28 protein-coding genes and 2 riboswitches are annotated in these 24,053 nt (G+C 40.1%); of the genes, 23 read left to right on the top strand and 5 right to left on the bottom strand.

Annotated elements, in window-relative coordinates; translation table 11 throughout:
• Positions 1-78 precede the first annotated feature (78 nt).
• Positions 79-885 carry a VLRF1 family aeRF1-type release factor gene (locus tag G6R08_RS03900; RefSeq protein ID WP_163526768.1) on the top strand — a complete coding sequence of 269 codons (807 nt, stop codon included), beginning with the start codon at positions 79-81 and terminating at the stop codon, positions 883-885.
• A 37-nt stretch (positions 886-922) separates the two neighbouring features.
• Here the strand turns inward: G6R08_RS03900 and crcB (G6R08_RS03895) are convergent, their stop codons facing one another.
• Together crcB (G6R08_RS03895) and crcB (G6R08_RS03890) are read right to left on the bottom strand one after the other, a co-directional pair.
• Positions 923-1,270 carry a fluoride efflux transporter CrcB gene (crcB, locus tag G6R08_RS03895; protein WP_163526767.1) on the bottom strand — a complete coding sequence of 116 codons (348 nt, stop codon included), beginning with the start codon at positions 1,268-1,270 and terminating at the stop codon, positions 923-925.
• Positions 1,267-1,635, bottom strand: coding sequence for a fluoride efflux transporter CrcB (gene crcB, locus G6R08_RS03890; protein ID WP_163526766.1), 369 nt, complete (start codon positions 1,633-1,635; stop codon positions 1,267-1,269). The genes crcB (G6R08_RS03895) and crcB (G6R08_RS03890) overlap by 4 nt, the downstream gene beginning before the upstream one ends.
• A 144-nt stretch (positions 1,636-1,779) precedes the next feature.
• On the opposite strand from crcB (G6R08_RS03890), the gene G6R08_RS03885 reads away from it, so the two are divergent.
• A complete protein-coding gene (locus tag G6R08_RS03885) occupies positions 1,780-1,986 on the top strand; it encodes a copper ion binding protein (RefSeq protein WP_079529097.1) in 207 nt (68 codons plus the stop codon).
• A gap of 184 nt (positions 1,987-2,170) precedes the next feature.
• On the opposite strand, the gene G6R08_RS03880 is transcribed toward G6R08_RS03885, so the two are convergent.
• A complete protein-coding gene (locus tag G6R08_RS03880) occupies positions 2,171-2,509 on the bottom strand; it encodes a spore coat protein (protein ID WP_079526978.1) in 339 nt (112 codons plus the stop codon).
• Between the two features lie 12 nt (positions 2,510-2,521).
• The gene (locus G6R08_RS03875; protein ID WP_420810370.1) at positions 2,522-2,785 is read right to left on the bottom strand and encodes a hypothetical protein; all 264 of its coding nucleotides are present in this window, start codon (positions 2,783-2,785) and stop codon (positions 2,522-2,524) included.
• Positions 2,786-3,019: 234 nt separating this feature from the next.
• On the opposite strand from G6R08_RS03875, the gene G6R08_RS03870 reads away from it, so the two are divergent.
• The 9 genes from G6R08_RS03870 to G6R08_RS03830 all read left to right on the top strand — a co-directional run bounded on the left by G6R08_RS03870 (position 3,020) and on the right by G6R08_RS03830 (position 11,770).
• Complete coding sequence (locus tag G6R08_RS03870) at positions 3,020-3,937, top strand: proline dehydrogenase family protein (RefSeq protein ID WP_163526765.1); 918 nt, start codon at positions 3,020-3,022, stop codon at positions 3,935-3,937.
• Positions 3,938-4,179: 242 nt separating this feature from the next.
• Positions 4,180-6,579 carry a 3-hydroxyacyl-CoA dehydrogenase/enoyl-CoA hydratase family protein gene (locus G6R08_RS03865; RefSeq protein ID WP_163526764.1) on the top strand — a complete coding sequence of 800 codons (2,400 nt, stop codon included), beginning with the start codon at positions 4,180-4,182 and terminating at the stop codon, positions 6,577-6,579.
• A gap of 15 nt (positions 6,580-6,594) precedes the next feature.
• Positions 6,595-7,770, top strand: a complete 1,176-nt coding sequence (locus G6R08_RS03860; protein ID WP_163526763.1) for an acetyl-CoA C-acetyltransferase — start codon at positions 6,595-6,597, stop codon at positions 7,768-7,770.
• Between the two features lie 14 nt (positions 7,771-7,784).
• Positions 7,785-9,566 (top strand): acyl-CoA dehydrogenase family protein, encoded by a 1,782-nt coding sequence (locus G6R08_RS03855; protein WP_163526762.1) that lies wholly within the window; start codon positions 7,785-7,787, stop codon positions 9,564-9,566.
• A 151-nt stretch (positions 9,567-9,717) separates the two neighbouring features.
• Positions 9,718-10,074, top strand: coding sequence for an arsenate reductase family protein (locus G6R08_RS03850; RefSeq protein WP_163526761.1), 357 nt, complete (start codon positions 9,718-9,720; stop codon positions 10,072-10,074).
• Between the two features lie 83 nt (positions 10,075-10,157).
• Positions 10,158-10,544: a glycine cleavage system protein GcvH gene (gcvH, locus tag G6R08_RS03845; protein ID WP_163526760.1), complete on the top strand. Its 387-nt coding sequence runs from the start codon at positions 10,158-10,160 to the stop codon at positions 10,542-10,544.
• A 131-nt stretch (positions 10,545-10,675) separates the two neighbouring features.
• Positions 10,676-11,023 carry a toprim domain-containing protein gene (locus G6R08_RS03840; RefSeq protein WP_079526965.1) on the top strand — a complete coding sequence of 116 codons (348 nt, stop codon included), beginning with the start codon at positions 10,676-10,678 and terminating at the stop codon, positions 11,021-11,023.
• Positions 11,024-11,033: 10 nt separating this feature from the next.
• Positions 11,034-11,348, top strand: coding sequence for a thioredoxin family protein (locus G6R08_RS03835; RefSeq protein WP_163526759.1), 315 nt, complete (start codon positions 11,034-11,036; stop codon positions 11,346-11,348).
• A 101-nt stretch (positions 11,349-11,449) separates the two neighbouring features.
• Positions 11,450-11,770, top strand: coding sequence for a hypothetical protein (locus G6R08_RS03830; protein ID WP_163526758.1), 321 nt, complete (start codon positions 11,450-11,452; stop codon positions 11,768-11,770).
• Here the strand turns inward: G6R08_RS03830 and G6R08_RS03825 are convergent.
• The gene (locus tag G6R08_RS03825) at positions 11,767-12,183 is read right to left on the bottom strand and encodes a TlpA family protein disulfide reductase (protein ID WP_163526757.1); all 417 of its coding nucleotides are present in this window, start codon (positions 12,181-12,183) and stop codon (positions 11,767-11,769) included. The two genes, G6R08_RS03830 and G6R08_RS03825, sit on opposite strands and share 4 nt — an antisense overlap.
• A 78-nt stretch (positions 12,184-12,261) precedes the next feature.
• Positions 12,262-12,367: riboswitch (SAM riboswitch) on the top strand.
• A gap of 136 nt (positions 12,368-12,503) precedes the next feature.
• A riboswitch (SAM riboswitch) is annotated at positions 12,504-12,614 on the top strand.
• Between the two features lie 176 nt (positions 12,615-12,790).
• On the opposite strand from G6R08_RS03825, the gene G6R08_RS03820 reads away from it, so the two are divergent.
• The 12 genes from G6R08_RS03820 (at position 12,791) to G6R08_RS03765 (ending at position 24,048) form a co-directional block, all read left to right on the top strand.
• Entirely contained in the window at positions 12,791-13,816 is a 1,026-nt protein-coding gene (locus G6R08_RS03820) for a methionine ABC transporter ATP-binding protein (protein WP_163526756.1), read from the top strand.
• Positions 13,809-14,477, top strand: a complete 669-nt coding sequence (locus G6R08_RS03815) for a methionine ABC transporter permease (protein WP_163526755.1) — start codon at positions 13,809-13,811, stop codon at positions 14,475-14,477. Before G6R08_RS03820 ends, G6R08_RS03815 begins: the two co-directional genes overlap by 8 nt.
• A 27-nt stretch (positions 14,478-14,504) precedes the next feature.
• On the top strand, positions 14,505-15,338 hold the full coding sequence (locus G6R08_RS03810) for a MetQ/NlpA family ABC transporter substrate-binding protein (RefSeq protein WP_163526754.1): 834 nt from the start codon (positions 14,505-14,507) through the stop codon (positions 15,336-15,338).
• 77 nt (positions 15,339-15,415) lie between these two features.
• On the top strand, positions 15,416-15,781 hold the full coding sequence (locus G6R08_RS03805; protein ID WP_163526753.1) for a carboxymuconolactone decarboxylase family protein: 366 nt from the start codon (positions 15,416-15,418) through the stop codon (positions 15,779-15,781).
• Between the two features lie 208 nt (positions 15,782-15,989).
• Positions 15,990-16,160: a YuzK family famiily protein gene (locus tag G6R08_RS03800; protein WP_163526118.1), complete on the top strand. Its 171-nt coding sequence runs from the start codon at positions 15,990-15,992 to the stop codon at positions 16,158-16,160.
• Between the two features lie 259 nt (positions 16,161-16,419).
• Positions 16,420-17,205: a Fe-S cluster assembly ATPase SufC gene (sufC, locus tag G6R08_RS03795; RefSeq protein ID WP_079526948.1), complete on the top strand. Its 786-nt coding sequence runs from the start codon at positions 16,420-16,422 to the stop codon at positions 17,203-17,205.
• Positions 17,206-17,222: 17 nt separating this feature from the next.
• Complete coding sequence (gene sufD, locus G6R08_RS03790; RefSeq protein ID WP_163526752.1) at positions 17,223-18,530, top strand: Fe-S cluster assembly protein SufD; 1,308 nt, start codon at positions 17,223-17,225, stop codon at positions 18,528-18,530.
• Positions 18,530-19,750 (top strand): cysteine desulfurase, encoded by a 1,221-nt coding sequence (locus G6R08_RS03785; protein WP_163526751.1) that lies wholly within the window; start codon positions 18,530-18,532, stop codon positions 19,748-19,750. Before sufD ends, G6R08_RS03785 begins: the two co-directional genes overlap by 1 nt.
• The gene (sufU, locus tag G6R08_RS03780) at positions 19,740-20,183 is read left to right on the top strand and encodes a Fe-S cluster assembly sulfur transfer protein SufU (protein WP_163526750.1); all 444 of its coding nucleotides are present in this window, start codon (positions 19,740-19,742) and stop codon (positions 20,181-20,183) included. The genes G6R08_RS03785 and sufU overlap by 11 nt, the downstream gene beginning before the upstream one ends.
• 32 nt (positions 20,184-20,215) lie before the next feature.
• The gene (gene sufB, locus G6R08_RS03775; protein WP_079526940.1) at positions 20,216-21,613 is read left to right on the top strand and encodes a Fe-S cluster assembly protein SufB; all 1,398 of its coding nucleotides are present in this window, start codon (positions 20,216-20,218) and stop codon (positions 21,611-21,613) included.
• A gap of 477 nt (positions 21,614-22,090) precedes the next feature.
• On the top strand, positions 22,091-23,017 hold the full coding sequence (locus G6R08_RS03770) for a glycine betaine ABC transporter substrate-binding protein (protein ID WP_163526749.1): 927 nt from the start codon (positions 22,091-22,093) through the stop codon (positions 23,015-23,017).
• A gap of 218 nt (positions 23,018-23,235) precedes the next feature.
• Entirely contained in the window at positions 23,236-24,048 is an 813-nt protein-coding gene (locus tag G6R08_RS03765) for a sulfite exporter TauE/SafE family protein (RefSeq protein WP_163526748.1), read from the top strand.
• Positions 24,049-24,053: the final 5 nt, after the last annotated feature.

Raw genomic sequence — 24,053 nt, 5'->3', positions numbered from 1 at the left:
GGTTCAAGTTTAATCGATCTTCAAAACGGAAATAGTTCTGTAGAAAAGATTTTATAATTAAAGGAGTCGATGAACTGTATGAATCTGAATGATAAAATTAAAAAGTTAGAAAATGTACATTTAGAGAAGCCTCATCGGGTTTTCACTATGTATTTAAATACAGACCCTTCCGATCCGGACCAGCAAGGCGGGGAATGGCGGATTCATTTGAAAAATGGGTTCAATAATTTTGAAGCGTTTCTTCAGGAAGAAGGAGACTCTGAGGAAAAACGAAATTTTGAAGCTGTGAAAGAGAAAGTAAATCATTACATTCAGGAAAATGAACAACATTTCGCTAAAAGTGTAGTGCTTTTTGCAACAGCTGATGATTCGGTATGGTTTGCAGAAAGATTACAGATGCCAGTCAATAGTGAATTTTATTGGGAAGAATCTCCCGTACTTGATCAGTTAAAAGAAATGCAGGAGACTTTTCCGAAGACCGGGGTTGTCTTAACTCAAAAAAATCATATTAAATTAATTGATGCGGAGCTCGGGTCATTGAATGATACCCAATTATTCGAACTGGACTTAGATACAGAAGATTGGCGTCAGCATCAAGGGCCCCATCATGCAGATGCCTCAATGGGATCTGGTGGTGCCAAAAGCTCAAAACAAGATGAATTTCAAGAACGATTTGAAGCTAATCGATATCGCTGGTATAAAAGTGTTGCTCCCACAATTGATAAGCAAGCCAAGCAGTATGGGTGGCAGCACATTTATTTAGTGGGCGACAAGGAAGAAACGGAAGACCTAAAGGAAAATATGAATAAGGAAATTCATAAAGAGATTAACAAGAACCTTCTGGATCATGAAGAAATGCATGTACTGGAAGAAGTCGTCAGTTAATTTGGATCGGCCCCACAGGACGTGGGGCTTTTTCTAATTAAAGTAACAGGGCGGCGCCCAATATCGTTAACATGGTAGATCCTGCTCCATAGAGAAAGGCAGTCATATAAGCTCTTTTTTTCATCAATGTCATTACTTCGTAACTAAACGTGGAGAATGTTGTGTAGCCACCGCAAAATCCGACTGTTACGAGCAGCCAGACCCAGTCAGGCATATTAAGCGATTCCTGTGCACCAATCAAATAACCAAGCAGCATCCCCCCAGATAAATTTGCGAGTCCTGTTCCCCACGGAATCGTTCTATCCTTATTAAGCCATCGACTTAGTTCATAGCGGAGAAGTGCTCCTAGCATTCCACCCATAAATACGATAACAGATGAGATCATACACTCTCACCTAACTTAAAACCAGCCCATGTCATGATCATACCTCCAATAAGCGAAAGTGAGAGATAACAACCACCTACATAAAGGCTTTCCTGCAACAGTTCTATGCTTTCTATTGAAAACGTAGAAAAGGTAGTTAATGACCCTGCAAATCCAGTAGTGATCCCTTTTTTGACAGACTCGGGCAAAGCAGAAGTAAAAAAGTTATGAAAGAAAAAACTTAGCAGAAAGCAGCCAGTCAAGTTGACCAATAAAGTGCCATAGGGCAGTAGTCCGGTTTGATTATAAGCTTCAGAAAGCCAATAACGTACAGCAGATCCTGCCCCTCCACCGAGAGCGATGCCTATGTAAATATATTTTCTCAAAGAACCATCTCCTTGCACCTTTGTCATTATATCACGCGTTAAAAAAAGAGGTTAGGAATCGGGTTATATGTGGAACACACTTCATATAGCTTTTAGAGTTATTCTCTATAAACAGAAAAGTGCAAGGAAAGGGAGGAGCCAACGATGCAACTAACATTAGAAGTGAATGGGATGACATGCAGTCATTGCGAGAAAGCCGTTAAGGATGTGTTAACGAAACTAGAAGGGGTACATGCTGTTGAAGTGGATGTGGATAGCGGGAAGACCACCATTGCATACGATGAATCTTATGTTAGTAAAGAGTTGATGAAAGAAGCAATTGAGGCCCAGGGCTATAAGCCAGTGGGTTAACGGCAACGTGATAAAGCCTGGCGCCCAACTTTGTGGGGGCCAGGCATTTTTGGGCCCGCAGGACGCGGGTCAGTTCGATGTTGGCACAGGACGTGCCGTTCTTAGTCGAACTTCCTCTGTATCCGGTACTCCCTGAATCCTACTTTGTTGTGTCCATCAGGGCGCTTTTCGCTATTACTACTAGTTATTGAACGCTATAAGGAAACTGTGTTTTGTAGCCGTTAAACTGTTGATAGGATTGTTGGACTTTTGTTTGCTCGGCCTGCTCGACAGCATACCAGCCGTTTTTGAACATAAGATTGTACAAGTTTCGCTGACAATCCTGGGTTTCTTTAAAGATAGTAGATAAATCCTGATACAATGTTTCATTGCTGGCTTCATTAAGGGCGACTGAATAAGATCCTGTCATATACTTTTCGGTTGTCAACTGGTCATTAATAAAGTCACGTTCATTCATTTGAGGCGTTTTAGGAACAGATGTTTCAGGATTTTGAATTTTATTAGATGGTTGGTTTTGATTCATCAAAGCTCCTCCTTAATTCGGTTTGTTCTGCTGATTATTTAAGTGGTTAAGCAGACGGTCGTAATGGCGTTGGTGCATTTGACCAGCTTGTTCTAAAGCTTGTTGTAATTCAGGTGTCTGGCAATTTTGTGCAAAAAAGTGTGCCTTTTTGCATGCGTTTAAATTCCAGGATAGCATATCTGAAAGATATAGCTGGTCCTTCGTGCTCACTATTGGAGGCACTTGAGCCATCGGTTGCGAACTTTTAAATTGTCCAAATTGGTTTTGCTGCATCATCGTTCACTCTCCTTATGATCATTCATTTTAGTATGATCTATAAGGCAAATTAATATGAGATAAGATTATAAACTTGCTGTCGACATTTCAGGCGAAACAATACCCATTTTCTAAAAAAAGTGATAAGATATGATTATGATAACGTTTACAAAAAACAGGCATGATACATCAATCTTACGGTTTAACTAAAGACAAAATTCTTTGTTTGAACCATGGTTACAGGGGGATTTTAAGTTGGAACAACTTCTTCGTAATTTCTTTTTGTTTTTGTCTAAAAATCGTTTTTTTACAAAATTGGCTAAGCAATATGGCCTGCGTTTTGGAGCTGGGCGGTTCGTTGCTGGGGAAACCATCCCTAACGCTGTAACTACCATTCAACAATTGAACGGTAAAGGTTTGGCTGTAACCATTGATCACTTAGGAGAGTTTATAGACACTGAAAAAGAAGCTAAAGAAGCGGCGGACGGCTGTATAGAAGCGATCAAAGCGATTGCTGACAATGGCTTGGACTCCCAGCTTTCTTTAAAGCTGACTTCAATGGGGCTAGATATTTCTGAAGACACTGTGATGGAAAACATGAGAAGGATTCTGAGGGTCGCGGAAGAAAAAGACGTGTTTGTTACCATTGATATGGAAGATCATGAGCGATGCCAGCAGACCCTCGACATTTTTAAACAATTACGGTCTGAGTTCAAGCATATAGGTACAGTTTTGCAAGCTTATCTATATCGTACAGCAGAGGATATTGAGGAGCTGGACCAGTATAATCCTAACCTCCGCCTCGTTAAAGGAGCATATAAAGAATCACCTAAAGTGGCTTTTCCTGATAAGAAAGACGTTGATGAAAATTATAAGAAAATTATCAAAATGCATTTATTAAATGGAAACTATACAGCAATAGCTACCCATGATGATGCAATGATTGAATACACAAAACAAATAGTTGAGAAGCATAATATCCCGAAAGATCAATTTGAATTTCAGATGCTATATGGAATTCGCGTGGAACGACAGGAAGAGCTGGAGAGCGAAGGATATAAAATGCGTGTATACGTTCCATTTGGGAATGATTGGTATGGGTACTTTATGCGTCGATTAGCTGAACGACCAGCAAACGTGGCTTTTGTTCTAAAAGGTGTTATGGGGAAATAGCTCAAATGGAAAAGTATCAACCATAAGGCGTGCTTTTCTTTCTTTTTATAATGGAAGTTGAACGGGTGACATTGAATGCTGTTCATGAAAGTTAGTCTTATTATTTATCCAAAATTATCACTAAAAAGATTGCGAAATGTCAGAATATATTTTATAGTGAAAGTAGCTACTTAAAAGATAAGGCTATTTTTTTACCCATAAAATGAATGAGTATTCATTCAAAAATGGATAGGGGGAGACAAATGAGTCACAAGATTAAACGAGCGGCGGTTTTAGGATCCGGGGGTATGGGCGCTGGGATTGCTGCCCATCTGGCAAATGTGGGTATCCCAACGCTATTGTTAGATATTGTACCTCGTGAATTAAATGAGGCTGAAAAGAAACATGGTTTGTCCTTAAATGATCGGTCTGTGCGAAACCGGCTTGCTTCAGCAAGCAAAAAAGCATTAAAGAAGCAGAAGCCATCCCCGATCACAAGCGAAGCCAGTCTTGACCTTATTGAGGTCGGTAATATGACGGATGACATGCAGAAACTTCAAGAGACTGACTGGGTGATTGAGGTTGTGATAGAGAACCTTGATATTAAGAAGAAAGTGCTTGCGGACATCGATAAGCACCGAAAACAAGGCAGTATTGTTAGTTCAAATACTTCTGGAATATCGATTGAAGCAATGTCTGAAGAGTGTAGTGAAGATTTCCAAAAACACTTTTTGGGTACTCACTTTTTCAATCCTCCTCGTTATTTGAAACTGTTAGAAGTGATCCCTACTAAGACTACAGATCCAGCTATTCTTTCTTTTATGAAGGAATTTGGCGAGGATGTCCTAGGGAAAGGTGTCGTGGTGGCAAAGGATACGCCTAACTTCATCGCTAACCGAATCGGGACTTATGGACTGCTGGTAACTGTTCAGGAAATGATAAAGGGAAACTATAGCATAGGAGAAGTGGATTCGATCACAGGTCCGCTGATTGGCAGACCAAAGAGTGCTACATTCAGAACTCTTGATGTAGTTGGATTAGATACATTTATTCATGTGGCTAATAATGTCTACGAACAGGTAGATGGAAAAGAAAAAGAAATATTTGCAGTGCCTGATTTTATGAAAACCATGCAAGAAAAGGGCTGGCTTGGGGCTAAAAGCGGCCAAGGATTTTTCCTGAAGAAACGAGGGGAAAAGGGTAGTGACATCCTTCAATTAAATTATGAAACACTTGAATATGAACCAAGACAGAAGTTAAAAACAAAAGCTAGTGAAATGGCAAAACAGGAAAAAGGGACAAAAAGGAAGATTAAAGCCCTCGTATCTGCTAAAGGTGACCGTGCAGGAGATCTTATATGGTCAATCATGAAACCGGTATTGCTTTATTCTGCAGAGTTATATGGGAAGATTGCTGATGATGTTCCATCTATAGATGAAGCGATGCGCTGGGGATTTGGATGGGAACTGGGTCCATTCGAGTTATGGGACGCAATCGGTGTTAAGGAATCAGTTGAGAGAATGAAGTCAGAGGGGGAAACAATACCAAATTGGATTGAGCAAATGATCAATGAGGGTCATGAGCAATTTTATAAGCAACAAAATGGAAACGTTTACTACTTTGATCAAGGTTCGTATCAGCAACAACACTTCAATACGAAACATATAAATCTTAAGCGGCTTAAAGAAACAAAAGAAGTGATCAAGAAAAACGCAGGTGCAAGTTTAATTGATCTAGGCGATGAATTATTAGGGTTGGAATTTCATTCGCAAAGTAATTCAATAGGCATGGATATTATTCAAATGATTAACTACGCGATTGATGAAGTAGATACAAATTATAAAGGTCTGGTAATCGGCAACCAGGGTAAGAATTTTTGTGTCGGGGCGAATCTTGGCATGATGTTAATGGAAGCGCAGGATTATAATTTCTTTGAAATTGAATTAGTTGTGAAACAATTCCAAGATGCCATGATGAGAATAAAATATTCAAATAACCCGGTAGTTTCTGCTCCGTTTGGCATGTCCCTTGGCGGAGGCGCAGAGGTCTGTTTACCAGCCGCTGCTATTCAAGCGTCAAGTGAAACTTATATGGGGTTGGTTGAAGCAGGTGTAGGCCTCATTCCTGGCGGAGGAGGAAATAAAGAACTTTACCTTAAACATTTACGCAATATCCCGCAAGGCGTAGATTTTGATTTGCAAAAGGTTGTCAATACAGTTTTTGAAAAAATAGCCATGGCCAAAGTATCTTCTTCAGCAGAAGGTGCAAAAGAAAATGGCTTTTTAGATCAGAGTGATGCCATTAGTGTGAATGGGGACCATTTGCTTCATGACGCTAAACAGAAGGTGATTGGGCTAGCTGATTCTGGTTATCAGGCACCAAAACGAACAAAAGTTCCAGTTGTGGGGGAACAAGGTTTTGCCACGATGCTTCTTGGAGCTAAGTCGCTTGCACTTAGCGGCTACGCAAGTGACCATGATCTGAAAATTGCGGAGAAATTGGCTTATGTATTAGCAGGAGGACGTGTAAAGGAAGGAACATTAGTTGACGAACAATATTTGCTTGATTTAGAGAAAGAGGCATTTTTAAGTTTAATTGGGGAGGCAAAAACTCAGGCCAGAATGCAGCACATGTTATTGAAAGGCAAGCCGCTGCGTAATTAGAGAGGGGGAAGGAATGTGAAGGAAGCAGTAATAGTATCAGGAGCAAGAACACCTGTAGGACGTGCGAAAAAAGGAACACTTGCACATACACGTCCTGATGATCTTGCCGCCTTAACGATAAAAGAAACGTTGAAGAGAGCAGGAGATTATGACGGGGCAATTGATGATCTTATTATAGGATGTGCTATGCCAGAAGCTGAACAAGGTATGAATATGGCACGGAATATAGCAGGTCTTGCAGGATTACCTCATCAAGTTCCTGCAATCACCATTAACCGTTATTGTTCCTCTGGTTTGCAAAGTATTGCTTACGCAGCTGAAAAAATTATGCTTGGTCATAGCGAAACAGCTCTCGCTGGAGGGGCAGAGTCCATGAGTTTAATTCCAATGGGCGGCCACGTTATTAAACCGAATGTCAAGCTTGTCGAGCAGGCCCCGGAGTATTACATGTCTATGGGGCATACTGCTGAAGAAGTAGCGAATCGATTTTCAATTTCACGGGAAGAACAGGACGCGTTTGCTGTCCGGAGTCATGAGCGAGCTGCCAGAGCAATTCATGAAGGAAAGTTCAAGGATGAAATTGTTCCTGTTGAAGTAACAAATCGTACATTAGACCATAAAAACCGCTTGAAAGAGAGGGAAGTTACCTTTTCCATGGATGAAGGGGTCCGGGAAGGTACCACGGCAGAGGTGCTGGCAAAATTAAAACCAGCCTTCTCCGTTACAGGGTCAGTGACGGCTGGAAACTCATCGCAAATGAGTGATGGTGCTGCATCAGTACTCGTAATGGATCGGGAAAAAGCTGCAGCTGAAGGAATGACCCCACTGGTGAAATTTCGGTCATTTGCCGTAGCGGGTGTAGAGCCGGACATTATGGGGGTAGGTCCCATTGAGGCAGTTCCAAAGGCACTGAAGCTCGCAGGACTGGAACTTCAGGACATTGGCCTGTTTGAATTAAATGAGGCTTTTGCTTCTCAATCCCTGCAAGTGATTCGAAAGCTTGGCCTGGACATTGACAAGGTAAATGTAAATGGCGGGGCTATTGCATTGGGGCATCCACTTGGCTGTACGGGAACGAAGCTGACATTAAGTTTAATTCATGAAATGAAGCGCAGGAATGAACAGTTTGGTGTTGTGACGATGTGTATTGGCGGCGGAATGGGAGCTGCGGGTGTATTTGAGTTAATCTAAGAGGAGGAACAGGGATGCGCGAAACGAAAGAAATAATCAAAGGCGGCGGTTTTTTAGTAGAAGATTTAACGGCAGAAGATGTTATTACACCAGAAGACTTTACAGATGAACATCATATGATTGCTAAAACAACTGAAGATTTTGTTTTAGGTGAAGTGGTCCCGAAAATTGATAATTTGGAGAATCATGAATTTGAACATTCCGTTGCTTTACTGAAAAAGGCGGGTGAACTTGGACTGTTAGGTGCTGATGTGCCAGAGGAATACGGCGGACTGCAACTTGATAAGATTAGTTCTTCACTAATCACTGAAAAATTCTCTCGGGCAGGCGGATTCTCCGTTACTCACGGAGCTCATGTTGGAATTGGTTCACTCCCTATTGTCTTTTTCGGAAATGAGGAGCAGAAACAGAAATATTTGCCTCAGTTAGCTACGGGGGAAAAACTAGCAGCCTATGCATTAACAGAACCGGGATCAGGTTCAGATGCCCTCGGTGCAAAGACTGCGGCTAAGCTTAATGAAGCGGGCACACATTATGTTCTTAATGGGGAGAAGCAGTGGATCACAAACTCTGCCTTTGCTGATTTATTCATAGTTTATGCCAAAATAGATGGTGAAAAGTTCACTGCGTTTATCGTAGAACGTGACTTCCCAGGTGTATCTACGGGTCCCGAAGAAAAGAAAATGGGTATTAAGAGTTCGTCTACACGAACATTAGTACTTGAAGATGTTGAGGTGCCTGTTGAGAATGTACTTGGAGAAATCGGGAGAGGGCATATCATAGCTTTTAATATTCTTAACGTCGGACGTTACAAACTGGCAATTGGCGGTGTTGGGGGAGCGAAACGCGGAATTGAATTGGCGGTTAAATATGCGAATGAACGTAAGCAATTTAAAACGCCAATCTCAGGATTTCCTCTTATCCAGGAAAAGATTGCATCTATTGCAGCTAATACGTATGCAAACGAAAGCTCTGTCTATCGTACTGTCGGCCTGTTTGAGCAAAGTATGGGTAAACTAAGTGATGAACAGCTAAAAGATGGAGCAGCCGTGGCTAAGGTAATCGCAGAATATGCGATTGAGTGTTCTCTCAATAAAGTGTTTGCAACCGAACTGTTGGATTTTGCTGCAGACGAGGCCGTGCAAATTCACGGTGGTTATGGATTTATGCAGGAATATGAAGTAGAACGTATGTATAGGGATTCACGAATTAATCGGATTTTCGAGGGCACAAATGAAATAAACCGCATGATTGTACCAGGAACTCTACTTAAAAAAGCAATGAAAGGTGAACTGCCTCTTCTGCAAAAAGCTCAAGCACTTCAGGAAGAGATCATGACAATGATGCCTGAAGAACCAGGTGATGAAGCATTAGAACAAGAAAAATATCTTTTGAAGAATGCTAAGAAAATAGCTCTCTTAGCTGCTGGTCTCGCCGCTCAGAAATACGGTGAGAAACTAGAGAATGAGCAGGAAGTTCTTGTCAACATTGCTGATATCACAGGAGAAATCTACAACATGGAATCAGCAATTTTAAGAACCGATAAGGCAATTCAAAAGCAAGGAGAAGAGAAAAATACTCAAAAACTCCTTTATACTCAAGTATATGTACAGGAAGCTTTCAATCGTATCGAAGCTCATGCGAAAGAAACATTGTTAGCAGCAGAGGCCGGTGACTCACTCAGGATGATGCTGGGAGCTTTACGAAAGCTGACCCGCCATACACCTTCAAATGTAATTGCGAAAAAACGAGAGATTGCCCAGACGTTAATTAAAGAACAAAAATACACTGTTTAAATTAAAGGAGCCCTGTTCATGATTTTTCTTCTCAGGGCTCCTTTTGAATGCGGATCGATGGATTTCTTATAGCCAATCTGAACTAACGAATGATATTTTTCGTGTCAGTATGGTAAAATAAGAATCAACCATCAGTAAGGGAGGGAAGCGAATGTCATTAACCTTCTACTGGTATCCTAATTGTGGTACTTGCAAAAAAGCTAAAAAGTGGTTGGACGATAATGGCTTAGATTATGAATCAATACATATCGTTGAGCAGACACCTAATGAAGACGAACTCCGACAGCTGATCCATCACAGCGATCTTCCCGCTCGCAAATTTTTTAATACGAGTGGAAAGAAGTATCGTGAACATAATATGAAAGAAAAGTTGAAGGATGCAACAGAAAAAGAGATGATCACGTATCTGGCTTCTGATGGAATGTTAATTAAACGTCCAATCGTAACAGATGGTACAAAGGTCACGGTCGGCTTTAAAGAGGAACAGTTCACTGAGACTTGGACTTAGTGAGCAGAAGGCTGGAAATAAAAGCTCAAAGCTTTTATGGTTATATTTGTTGTTTATACTATTTATAATTTGGAGGGATAGGTATGAGTTTACCTAAAGATTTACGTTATTCTGAAGAGCATGAATGGGTGAAAGAAGAAGAAGGAAGTAAAGTACGAATTGGAATAACTGATTTTGCACAATCCGAACTTGGAGATATTGTGTTTGTGGAGCTTCCAGAAGTTGGTGAAGAAATCGAAGCGGACGAGCCATTTGGCAGTGTGGAATCTGTTAAAACGGTTTCTGAATTATATGCTCCACTTAGTGGAAAAGTAGTAGAAATCAATGAAGAGCTAGAGGACAGTCCTGAATTCGTCAATGAGTCTCCATATGATAAGGCGTGGATGATCATCATTGAGCCAAGTGAGTCTTCTGAAATGGATCAATTAATGTCTGCTGAGCAGTATGAAGAAATGATTGACGAAGATTAATAATCGTCTCTAATAAGAGTACAGGCAAGGTTACAAGAATGGTCTTTGCCTGCATGAACACAGGCTGTTATAAATCATGTGCAGACCATGCTTACACGGCATGGTCTGTTTCTATATAGTGGGTGATAGGGTTGAATGAAGACAGAATTGTGATTGTCGAAGGGATTACAGATAAAAAGAAGCTGAACAAAGTTTTGAAAGAGACTGTGGAGATTATATGTACGCATGGTACGTTGGGAATTGAAAGAATGGAGGAGTTAATTCTTGATAACAACCTTGATCATAGACCAGTTTTTATCTTGGTAGATGAAGATGATTCGGGTTACAAACTTCGAAAGCAGCTCACTGAAGAACTCCCTCATGCCGTTCATATTTATATTGATAAAGCATTTAGAGAAGTAGCAGCTACCCCAGAGCCTGAACTTGCTCGTGCACTGCTGAGCAGACATTTTCAAGTTAAGCCGATGTATTTAATCTAGGAGGAGCAAATTGCTTACATTAGACGAATCAAAAGCAGCTAATCACCTTAATGAGAAGCATTTAGCGCTCACTTTTATTCATAGTCCCTTTTGTGGAACATGTCACATTGCTAGAAAAATGTTAGTCACTATAGAAGAAGTTTATCAATCAGGATTATTTTATGAGTTAAATGCTTCATTACACCCGAAACTAATGCAAGATTTTAAAATAGAAAGTGTTCCGTGTATGCTAATTACGAAGGAGGGCGGGGTGGTTGAGAAGATCTATGCATTCCACTCTGTCCCACATATGTTAGAGAGAATAGCGCAATATGTAAAAAAGTAGCTTGATTTCCCGGGAAATGGCGAACGATTCTAAGGGAATAAGGCAGGTATCTCCCCTCTACATCACGAAATTTTATTGTGAAGTTATAAGGGGGGATTAGTTTGGTTGAGTTGGTGGAAGAGTGGATCAATCGAGTTAATGACAGGTCAGATCTACTTCCAAGGTGGAAAAAAAGAAAAATACTTTTAACCATTCAAGCAAATAATTATGATATTAAGATTTATATTTCAAAAGATGGAATGAGGCTCACGCGTGAAAAGGACCTTACGGATCGTTTACAGATTTCCTCCACTTATAAAGTGTTTCACCAGTTGTTAGGAGGAAACCTTAAACTTACTGCGCTCCCGAAGTCTATCGTTAGAATTGAAGGAGAGTATCGTGATGTACTTTTAATAGAATCGTTATTAATGCTGTCTCATTAGATTAGAGTACCAACAGCTTCTACAATGGTGAGAAATGAGGTTTTATCACCAAATTTATGCGTTACATCCCCATCTTTGTTAATGAGTATGGTAGTAGGTACTCCTTCGCATTTATACTGGTTATACACTTCCATTCCGTTGTCCTCCAAAGTTGGCTGGGTGAGAAATTTCTCCGTAAAAATTCTCCCGTCATTGTTATTTCTCTCCCGCCCCTTCACATTTATTGTGATCATCTTTACTTTTTCTTTATCTAAGGATTTGAAGAGCTGCTCTTTCTTTGGCAAATCCACTCCACAATCAGGGCACCAGGAAGCCCAAAAAGTGATCATGATTACTTTTCCATGATCTTCTGTTAATCGGTATGTTTCGTGAGAATGAATAAAAGATAATTCAAAGTCATTTTCCTCGTTCATCTAGGCTCCTCCTAACTTTTTCATTGACGAGAATGCAACCCCATGCTAACATATTCTTATTATAAATATCGACATCTTCACTTATCAAGAGAGGCAGAGGGACTGGCCCGTTGACGCCCGGCAACCGGTTTTCTTACAATACGGTGCTAATTCCAGCAAAGCAGAGAGCTTTGAAAGATGAGAAGAGAATGAAAAAGTCATCTCTTCTAAAAGGAAGAGATTTTTTTATGTCGATTTTTGTTGACAGTTTAAAGCCAGTGGTGCTAAAATCCTGTTTGTATCATTAAGAAAACTACATTTGAAAATATGAATATACGTATCTCTTATCAAGAGAGGCGGAGGGACTGGCCCGTTGATGCCCGGCAACCGTCAAGTTTATAACTTGAAAAGGTGCCAATTCCTGCAAAGCTTTATGCTTTGGCAGATGAGAGAACAGAAGATATCAAGACGTGTAAACGCCTTTCTGTTCTCAACAGAAAGGCGTTTTTTAATTTATTTTATGGCTATAGCGCTTTTCCCTTTAAAAGGTAGTTCATCTACTGAGCAGCTTTAATCAGTGTAGTTTTCGAACATAGGGAATTGCAGCTTGTTTTTAGGAGGCGCAGCGTTGATTTCGATTAAGGAATTATCAAAAGTTTTTTATACGAAAGATCAAAATGTCCGTGCAGTTGATAAGCTGGACTTGGATATTGATAAGGGTGAAATATACGGAGTCATTGGTTACAGTGGTGCTGGCAAAAGTACGTTTATCAGGCTTTTGAACCGTCTTGAGGAGCCGAGTAGCGGACGTGTAACCATTGATAACGAAAATGTTACTGAACTAAAGAAAGGTAAACTGAGAGTGGCCAGACAGGAAATAGGCATGATCTTTCAACATTTTAATCTGCTTTGGTCAAGAACAGTTTACGATAATATATCCTTTCCGTTAGAAATAGCCGGGATAAAAAAAGAAGAGCGTAAAAAACGCGTAAATGAACTAATCGATTTGGTGGGGTTGTCGGGCAGAGGTGGTTCCTACCCTTCACAATTGAGCGGTGGTCAGAAACAAAGGGTGGGAATTGCCAGAGCCTTAGCTAACAATCCCAAAGTACTCTTGTGTGATGAAGCAACTTCAGCACTTGATCCTGAAACCACAGACTCTATATTGGATTTGTTAGTGGATATTAACCGAAAGCTCGGATTAACGATCGTCTTGATCACTCATGAAATGCATGTGATTCGAAAAATTTGTCATCGGGTCGCCGTAATGGAAGAAGGGAAAATTGTTGAGTCAGGTGATGTACTGGATGTGTTTTTATATCCAAAACAAAAAGTTACGAAACGGTTTGTTGACCAAGTAATGGGTGATCCTGATCGTGAACATTCATTAGGACTTATCAATGAAACATACAAAACCGGTGAGATCGTAAAACTTCATTTTATTGGTGAAAGTACGAACCAGGCTCTTATCAGTGAACTTTCCAGAGAATTTACAATTGATGTAAATATTCTTCATGGGAAAATCACGCAAACACAAAAAGGAGCTTATGGCACCTTATTTGTACAGTTTGTTGGCGATAAAGAAGAAATAGACAGGGCGATCGCCTACATTCAAACCACTTCTGTACAAGTGGAGGTGAACCCAAATGAATAATGGATTGTTCGCGAACGTTGAAATGCAGGATATGATTACAGCAACGAATGAAACTCTATTTATGACAAGCATTTCAGTAGCAGGAACATTTATTCTTGGATTGTTACTTGGGTTGCTTTTATACCTGTCAGGCCCGGGAGGATTATGGCAGAACAAACCATTAAACTGGGTCACAGCAGCAATAGTTAACGTATTTCGAGCCATTCCTTTTATTATTTTAATACTGTTATTATTTCCGTTTACCGATTTTCTAATGGGGACGATTCGGGGACCTAAAGCCGCTCTTCCAGCCCTTATTATTGGGGGCGCACCTTTCTATGCTAGATTGGTGGAAATTGCCTTGAAGGAAGTGGATAAAGGCGTTATTGAAGCTGCAAAATCAATGGGAGCAAAATATTCCACCATTATTTTCAAGGTTCTATTGCCAGAATCAATGCCAGCCTTAATATCAGGAATTACGGTAACAGCCATTGCGCTGATTGGTTACACGGCGGTAGCAGGTGTGATTGGTGCAGGGGGACTTGGTGACTTTGCATACTTTTACGGATTCCAGCGCAGTGATTTTGGTGTTGTGCTTGTGTGTACGTTCTTAATTGTTGTGATCGTATTTATATTCCAATTCATTGGAGATTTGATTTCCCGCAAATTGGATAAAAGATAAAATTTTATAAAAAAGGGGATGGAAAGAATGAAAAAATTATGGACTAGTGTTCTTGCTGTATTATTTATCTTGCTACTCTCAGCATGTGGTTCTTCTGAAGAAGGTTCCTCTTCTGATGAAGGAAAAACGGAAATCAAAGTGGGAGCAACCAGTGTGCCGCACGCTGAAATTCTTCAGCAAGCAAAACCGATTCTTAAAGAGAAAGGAATTTCACTAAAAATCGAAGAATATCAGGACTACATTTTACCGAACAAGGATTTATCTGAAGGAAGAATTGATGCGAATTACTTCCAGCACATCCCTTACTTAAAGGCGCAGGAAGCTGAACACGGATACGATTTTGCGAACCTTGGCGGGATTCATATTGAGCCAATGGGTATTTACTCCAAGAATATTTCAAGTATTGATGAAATCGAAGAGGGAACAACGGTGATCATGAGCCGATCAGTAGCTGACCACGGACGTATTCTATCGCTTCTAGAAAAAGAAGGTTTAATTAAACTGGATGAAAGCATTGATAAAGTGAAAGCAACCGTTGATGATATTGTGGAAAATCCTAAAAATCTAAAATTTGATACAGGTGTCGATGCTGCTTTTCTTCCTCAAACGTATAAACGTGAAGAAGATGCCTTAGTAGCTATTAACACTAATTACGCTATTCAGGCCGGGTTGAATCCGAGTGAAGACGCGTTAATTCTAGAAGATTCTGAATCACCATATGTGAATGTTGTAGCGGCGAAAAGTGAGGACAAAGATTCCGAAGCTCTTCAAACACTAGTTGAGGTTCTTCATTCGGAAGAGATCCAAACTTATATTAAGGAAGAATATGATGGAGCTGTTGTCCCAGTTGATGGAAAGTAAAATAATGTGACGCATACTATACGTGACTTCGTTCATACTAACCGAAGTCACGTATTTTTTATAGGAGGCATTTTCATATGGAAGAACAAGATGTCAATTGGACAACGGCATTTTTACAAGAGTATAAACATGGTATAGGTATCTTTTCAGAAAAAATGCCTGAAGCTGCCCGTCATTTTAATGCTTTCTCAGAAGCATGTTTCAATGATGGAGAACTTTCTAAAAAAGATAAGCAGCTTATGGCTCTTAGTATAAGCATTGTTGCTCAGGATGAGTATTGCATGGTTTATCATACAAAAGGCTGCGTGGATCAAGCTGCAAGTGAGCAAGAAATCATGGAGGCTTGTGGAGTGGCTGCTGCATTTGGAGGCGGGGCTGCACTGAGGCAGGCAGTGACACTCGTACAGGATGCTTATTCTGATTTATCTACAACTAAACATTAGATATCATTCATCCAGAAGTTTTTTGAAAAGTAGAGAAAATCAGACTTATTATAAACAAATAGATGTATAAGGTTGTATTATTATTCAAATTCGCTCCAAAAATCCGTTTTTAGGTTTATATCAACTTTGGCGCGGGTAATGTTCTGTGATAAGCTAAATTGTGTAAAAAATCTGAAAGGGTTGATTTATTATTAGTGACTATCTGAGTTTGAATTACACTGCTGAAATGGAAAAAGCGATGCAACAAGCCCATAACATCAGTTATGCGGAATACAGCAGTAAGTTGGATGAAAGATTAAAGATTGAAGAAAAACGCCAACGTGAATTCGAACGGAGTCAGAAAATGGTCGCGCAAGTGGATCGTCAACTCCACAAATAAGGTGATAAAGAATCAGGTGATCTTAGGTCACCTGATTTTTTTGTTGCGTAAAAATTTGTTATCATAATAAGGAAGGAACTTGTTAACTCGTTGATATAGAACCTTTCTAATTAAAGAATTGAACCACTTGCTGACAAAGGAAATCAGTTGATATCAGATTCTAAATGATATAAGATTGTAATGAGAATAAATTGAGAATGGTTTTTTAATCTACATTAACCAGCACATTCAATAACTATAGATACTGGAGGTATTATTTATGGCAGGGTCAACGCTTGAAATCAAGGATCTTCATGTAGAAATTGAAGGTCAGCAAATCTTAAAAGGTGTAAATCTTACAATTACTGGCGGTGAATTTCACGCTGTTATGGGTCCTAATGGAACTGGTAAATCAACACTTGCATCAGCAGTAATGGGACATCCTAAATATGAAGTAACTCAAGGTGAAATCCTTCTTGACGGTAAAGACGTTCTTGAAATGGAAGTTGATGAGCGTGCACAAGCCGGGTTGTTCTTAGCAATGCAGTATCCAAGTGAAATCAGTGGTGTAACAAACTCTGACTTTTTACGTTCAGCGATCAATGCACAGCGTGAAGAAGGCGATGAAATCTCTCTAATGAAATTCATTAAAGAGATGGATGCTACTATGGACACTCTTGATATGGATAAGAATATGGCGCAGCGTTATCTTAACGAAGGCTTCTCTGGCGGTGAGAAAAAGCGCAATGAAATCCTTCAACTTATGATGGTTCAACCAGCTATTGCCATTCTCGATGAGATTGACTCTGGCTTAGATATCGATGCATTGAAAGTAGTTGCGAAAGGGATTAACCAAATGCGCAATGATTCATTTGGGTGCTTGATGATTACCCACTATCAGCGTCTGCTTAATTACATTACACCGGACAAAGTACACGTCATGATGCAAGGACGCGTTGTGAAATCCGGCGGTCCGGAGCTAGCACAGCGTCTAGAAGAAGAAGGTTATGACTGGATCAAGCAGGAGCTTGGCATCGAAGACGAAACGATCGGTCAACAGGCGTAATAGACAGGAGGGATAATATGACTGTAAAAGTCTCACTACCATATGACAAAGAATATGTAACACAATTCTCTCAAGGTTTACAAGAACCAGAGTGGATGCAGGCTTTTCGTTTACATGCCCTAGAGAAATCAGCTTCTTTGGACATGCCAAAGCCTGACAAAACCAACGTTAGTAATTGGAACTTCTCGGATTTTAAGCATGATGTAAGTGGAGAAACGATTGCATCATTGACAGATCTTCCTGATGAAATACAGAACTTTCTTGATCATGAAAAAGAACAGCAAAACCTTGTGATTCAGCGTAACCATACGGTTGCGTACGGGGAACTTGATTCAAAACTGAAAGAGCAGGGTGTTGTGTTCACAGATATGAAAACGGCTGTCCGTGAACATAGTGATCTGATCCAGGAATATTATATGACGGATGCTGTTCATGTTGATGAGCACCGTTTGACGGCACTGCATGCAGCTTTAATGAATGGTGGAGTATTCTTATATGTTCCTAAGAATGTAGAAGTAGAAGAACCACTGCAAGCTATTTTCTGGCAGGAGGATCCGGAAGCCTCTCTGATTAATCACGTACTAGTGGTGGCTGAAGAAAACAGTTCTGTCACGTATGTAGAGAATTATATTTCTCATAATAAAGAAGAAAAAACTTCGGCTAATAACATTACAGAAGTTTTTGCTAAAGCTGGGGCAAAAGTATCCTTTGGAGCAGTTGATAACTTTGAAGCAGGTACAACTGTATATACTAATCGACGCGGCGTAGCAGATCGCGACGCTGTGATTGAGTGGGCCCTTGGACAAATGAACGAAGGTGACACAATTTCTGAAAACATCACCCATTTGATTGGTGATAACTCACATTCTGATGCTAAAACGGTAGCAATTGGCCGCGGTTCACAAAAACAAAACTTCACAGCAAACATTACACACTTTGGAAAAGCTTCCGAGGGGTATATCCTCCAGCATGGTGTAATGAAGGATAAATCATCAGCGATCTTTAATGGTATCGGAAAAATTGAACATGGTGCTACAAAGTCCAATGCTGAACAAGAATCTCGTGTGCTTATGCTGAGTAAAGATGCACGTGGTGATGCGAACCCAATCCTGCTAATTGATGAAGATGATGTTACGGCAGGTCACGCTGCTTCTGTAGGTCGTGTAGACCCAGTTCAAATGTATTATTTGATGAGTCGGGGGATTTCTCAATTAGAAGCAGAGCGTCTGATTATACACGGGTTTTTAGCACCGGTGGTAAAACAGCTGCCTGTAGAAGCTGTTAAACAGCAGTTGACGAGAGTGATTGAAAGGAAAGTCTATTAATGGATATTAAAGCGGTTCGTGACGCCTTTCCGATTTTGCATCAGGAAGTAAATGGACATCCGCTCGTTTATCTGGATTCTTCCGCAACATCTCAAAAACCTGTTCAGGTCATTGACAAGATTTCTGAATATTACCGTGGGTATAATTCAAATGTGCACCGTGGCGTTCACACTCTTGGAACACATGCGACTGATGAATATGAAGGAGCCCGTGAAAAGGTTAGAAAGTTTATTCATGCAAACAGTACGCAAGAAGTTATTTTTACAAGAGGGACAACTACAGCCATAAACACGGTTGCTGTAAGCTATGGGCGTGAAAATGTAGGGGAGGGTGATGAAATCGTCATTACCCCGATGGAGCACCATAGTAATATCATTCCGTGGCAGCAATTAGCAAAAGTGACTGGAGCTACATTGAAGTATGTGCCGCTTCAGGCTGATGGCACAATTCTTTTAGATGATGTTGAGAAGACGGTCACAGAGAATACTAAGATTGTTGCTCTAGCACATGTATCAAATGTGCTGGGAACCATTAACCCTATTAAAGAAGTAGCTGCCATTGCTCATAAGAATGGTGCCGTTATTCTTGTAGATGGAGCTCAAGGGGCTCCGCACATGAATGTGGATGTCCAGGATCTTGACTGCGACTTTTATGCCTTCTCAGGACATAAAATGTGCGGACCAACTGGCATCGGTGTTCTTTATGGGAAGAAGAGCTTGCTCAATGAAATGGAACCCGTAGAGTTTGGCGGAGAGATGATTGACTTTGTTAACCTTTATGATTCAACATGGAAAGAACTTCCGTGGAAATTCGAAGGAGGCACTCCAGTAATAGCCGGCGCTATAGGCCTTGGAGCTGCGATCGATTTTCTTACTGAAGTCGGCTTAGATCAAATAGTTGAACATGAGCATAAGTTGATCGAGTACGCACGGAAACAAATGGAACAGGTAGAAGGGTTAACGATATATGGACCTGAAAAAAGGGCTGGACTGATTACTTTTAATTTATCAGACGTTCATCCGCATGATTTAGCTACTGTCTTAGATGCGGAAGGGATCGCAGTTCGCGCCGGACATCACTGTGCTCAGCCCCTAATGAAGTGGCTTGAGGTGTCTGCTACTGCCCGGGCAAGTTTTTATCTATATAACACGGAAGAAGATATCGATCGATTTGTTCAAGGATTACAAACGACAAAGGAGTATTTTGGTGATGTCTTTTAATAACCTAGATACACTTTATCGCCAAGTTATTATGGACCATTACAAAAACCCTCGTAATCGTGGTACAGTAGAGGGAGATCATCTTACTGTGGATATGAATAATCCAACATGTGGTGATCGAATTCAGCTTCAGCTTCAAGTGAATGATGATATAGTTGAAGATGCTAAATTCGATGGCGAAGGCTGTTCGATTAGCATGTCCTCAGCATCCATGATGACACAGGCGATCAAAGGAAAAAAAGTTGAAGAAGCCTTAAAGATGTCCCATATGTTTTCTGACCTAATGCTTGGCAATGATGTTGAAGATAGTGACATGGATCTTGGGGACATTGAAGCTTTGCAAGGTGTTGCTAAGTTTCCAGCACGTATTAAATGTGCAACGCTGGCATGGAAGGCAATGGAAAAAGGTGTGGACGATGAACAAGAAGCTTAATTGTTTTATATACCAAAAGGAGGTATTTAATCATGGCTAAAAAAGCGCCAGAAGTTGGGGAATATCAATACGGATTTCATGAAAGAGACGTATCTATTTTCCGAACTGAAAAAGGTTTGACAGCAGAAGTTGTTAAGCAAATCTCCGATTATAAAGAAGAACCAGAGTGGATGCTTGATTTCCGTCTTAAGTCACTTGAGCAGTTCTATAAAAAGCCAATGCCTCAATGGGGCGGTGACTTGTCCGAACTGGACTTTGATGATATTACGTACTATGTAAAACCATCTGAAGGATCAGAACGTTCATGGGATGAAGTTCCTGAAGAAATTAAAAACACCTTCGATCGTCTGGGGATTCCTGAAGCAGAGCAGAAGTACCTTGCAGGGGTTTCTGCCCAGTACGAATCTGAAGTAGTTTATCACAATATGGAGAAGGATCTTGAAGAGCTAGGTGTAGTTTTTAAAGATACTGATACGGCCTTGAAAGAAAACGAAGAGCTGTTTAGAGAGTACTTTGCTAAATCTATTCCAGCTTCAGATAACAAGTTCTCTGCCCTGAATTCGGCTGTTTGGTCTGGTGGTTCTTTCATTTATGTTCCAAAAGGACAGAAAGTTGAGACACCATTACAGGCTTATTTCAGAATTAACTCTGAGAACATGGGACAATTTGAGCGTACCCTAATCATTGTTGATGAAGGAGCTTCTGTACACTATGTTGAAGGTTGTACAGCACCGACTTACTCATCAAGCTCATTACACAGTGCCGTAGTTGAGATTTTTGTTAAAAAGAATGCATACTGCCGTTATACAACGATCCAAAACTGGGCGAACAACGTGTATAACCTTGTTACAAAACGCGCTGTTGCGGAAGAGAATGCCACAATGGAATGGGTAGACGGTAACTTAGGCTCTAAGCTTACAATGAAATACCCATCTGTGATTCTTAAGGGCGAAGGTGCCCGAGGAATGACGTTGTCTATCGCACTTGCTGGTAAAGGGCAACATCAGGATGCAGGGGCAAAAATGCACCACCTGGCACCGAACACTTCTTCTACAATCGTATCTAAATCAATTTCTAAACACGGTGGTAAAGTAACATACCGGGGAATTGTACAATTTGGACGTAAAGCAGAAGGTGCTCGATCTAACGTTGAATGTGATACGCTGATTATGGATAATAAATCTACATCAGATACGATTCCTTACAATGAAATTATGAATGAAAATATTTCTCTAGAACACGAAGCCAAGGTTTCGAAAGTATCTGAAGAGCAATTGTTCTACCTCATGAGCCGCGGTATCTCTGAAGAGGAAGCAACTGAAATGATTGTAATGGGCTTTATTGAACCATTTACAAAAGAACTTCCTATGGAATACGCTGTAGAAATGAACCGTCTCATTAAATTCGAAATGGAAGGTTCTATTGGATAATAACTATAAACCCTTATCACAACAACATGTGTGGTAAGGGTTTATTTTTGGTTTGTGTCTGTGTTCTGCCGAGTATCCATACTAATATCAGGCATAAAAAAGTACAAAAAAGTACAAAAATCGAGGCTGTTTTTTAAAATTTCGATAAGTTGTGTTATACTATACAGATAAGAAACTAAAGAATGAATATTAGCTATAGGAATCTTTAGTGGAATAGTACAAACAAAGAATGATCAAACTCTTTAAGATTGTAAAGTTTCACTAATAAAAAGCCCATTTTGATCAACCTTTCAAAAGGGTTTTTTTATTTGTTATAAATCTTGGTATTGAGAGAAATTTATGATTAAACTTTATTTCAAAGCTACATATACTGACAAAATGTTAATTCCAATAACCAGAATTCCATAACGAAGTTTGGTATCTTTTCAATAGAAAAGTTTCCATATATATATAAATAAAAAGAGGAGTTTTTTTATTATGTTAAAATTATGCTGGAAACGTCTAGGTATCGTCGCTGGACTTTTACTTTCACTAGTAGTAGCAGGATGCGGATCCGATAATGGAGATTCTGCCTCAAGCGACGAGTCGTCCGATAAAAGTAGTGGCGGCGTCAGTGAAGAAGTAGACTACACGATTACAGGGATAGAACCAGGAGCAGGAATAACAGAACTTTCAAAAAAGACTTTAGAAGAATATGAAAACTTAGAAGGTTGGACACTTCAAGAAAGTTCAACAGCAGGTATGATAGGTGCACTGCAGGAGGCCATTCAGAACGAAGAACCAATTATTGTAACAGGTTGGACTCCGCACTGGATATTCTCTGCGTATGATTTGAAGTTCCTAGAAGATCCGAAAGGCACACTCGGCAAAACTGAAAACATTAATACAATAGTAAGGAAAGGCTTAGAAGAGGACATGCCTATTGCTTATCAAATTCTTGATCGTTTCCATTGGGAACCAGAAGATATTGAATCTGTCATGCTTAGCGCGCAAGAATCTTCATATGAGGAAGCTGCAAAGAGTTGGGTAGAAGAGAATTCGAAAAAAGTAGATGAATGGACAAAAGGTGTTGATAAGGTAGACGGAAAAGAAATCGAATTAGTATCAACCCTATGGGAGACAGAACGTGCTTCCGGCAATGTGATGAAGGTAGTATTAGAACAACAGGGGTACGAGGTAACATTGAAAACCGTAGCTCCAGCAATTGTATTCCAATCAATAGCTGGCGGAGATGCGGATGCAACGGTAGCTCCATGGCTGCCTACAACACACGGCTCTTTCTATGAGAAATACAAAGAAGACTTTGTTGATTTAGGTGAGAACTTAACAGGAACAAAGAATGGATTCGTTGTTCCCGAATACATGGACATTGAATCAATTAAGGATTTACAACCAAAAGAATAATCACATAAATAAAGAGTCTTGAGAAGTTTAGTTAAGTTAAAGCCTTTTCTATTGGACAAGGTAGTATTGATACTACGCCGTACAGATGGTTTCTATCTGTACGGCTTTTTTATTCACGACCAATGGTAAAGACTAGAAGGGATGTTTTCATACTCATGTTTTCGTCATAGAAAACGTGATACTATAATATTATCTCTAATACAGATAGAAGGTCTTTTATGTTTATAATCATTGCTTTACTTATTGGATTTGTAACGGCATTAGCTGGAAGTGTTGCAGGGCTGGGCGGTGGAGTCATATTGGTACCTGCGCTTCTATTTCTTAGCGACCATTCTCAATCATTTACCTGGGTCACTCCACAGAAGATTGTAGGAATTTCTTTAGTTGTGATGATTTTTACTGGGCTGTCATCAACTTTATCCTATTTTAAACATAGGCGAGTGGACCTAAAGGCAGGGTTTCTTCTACTGATTGGAAGTGTCCCTGGGGGTATATTAGGCTCTTGGCTAATTCAGTTTTTCGAAGCAGATCACTTTGCCTTATTGTTTGGAAGTGTCATGATTGTTGTATCCTTATTATTTTTTCTTCCAAGAAAGCCACCTAATAAGAACGTATTAAAAGGGAAGAAAAGGAATATAGACCTTAATGGAGAAAAGTATTCCTATACGTTTCCCTTTGGCTATGGATTCCTTTTATCTTTTATAATAGGTATACTATCTGGACTGCTTGGGATAGGTGGAGGATCGCTTATCGTTCCAGTTTTGATACTGTTGTTTCGATTTCCTCCTCATATTGCGACCGCAACATCGATGTTCATAATATTCATTTCAAGTATAACCAGTGCGTCTACTCATATCTTTTTAGGGCATGTTGATTGGGCTCGAACCCTTTATTTTATCCCTGGTGCCTATTTGGGAGGCATGTGCGGAGCATTCATTAATCGAAAAGTTGATGGACAGGCAGTAGAATGGTTTCTCCGTATATTACTTATTATGGCTGGCATACGATTAATCTGGCAAGGTATTGGATAAGGAGA

Source organism: Halobacillus ihumii, from assembly GCF_902726645.1.
Lineage (GTDB): Bacteria > Bacillota > Bacilli > Bacillales > Halobacillaceae > Halobacillus_A > Halobacillus_A ihumii.
Note: the sequence above shows the minus strand (reverse complement) of the source record. Positions and strands in the feature narration are given on the sequence as shown.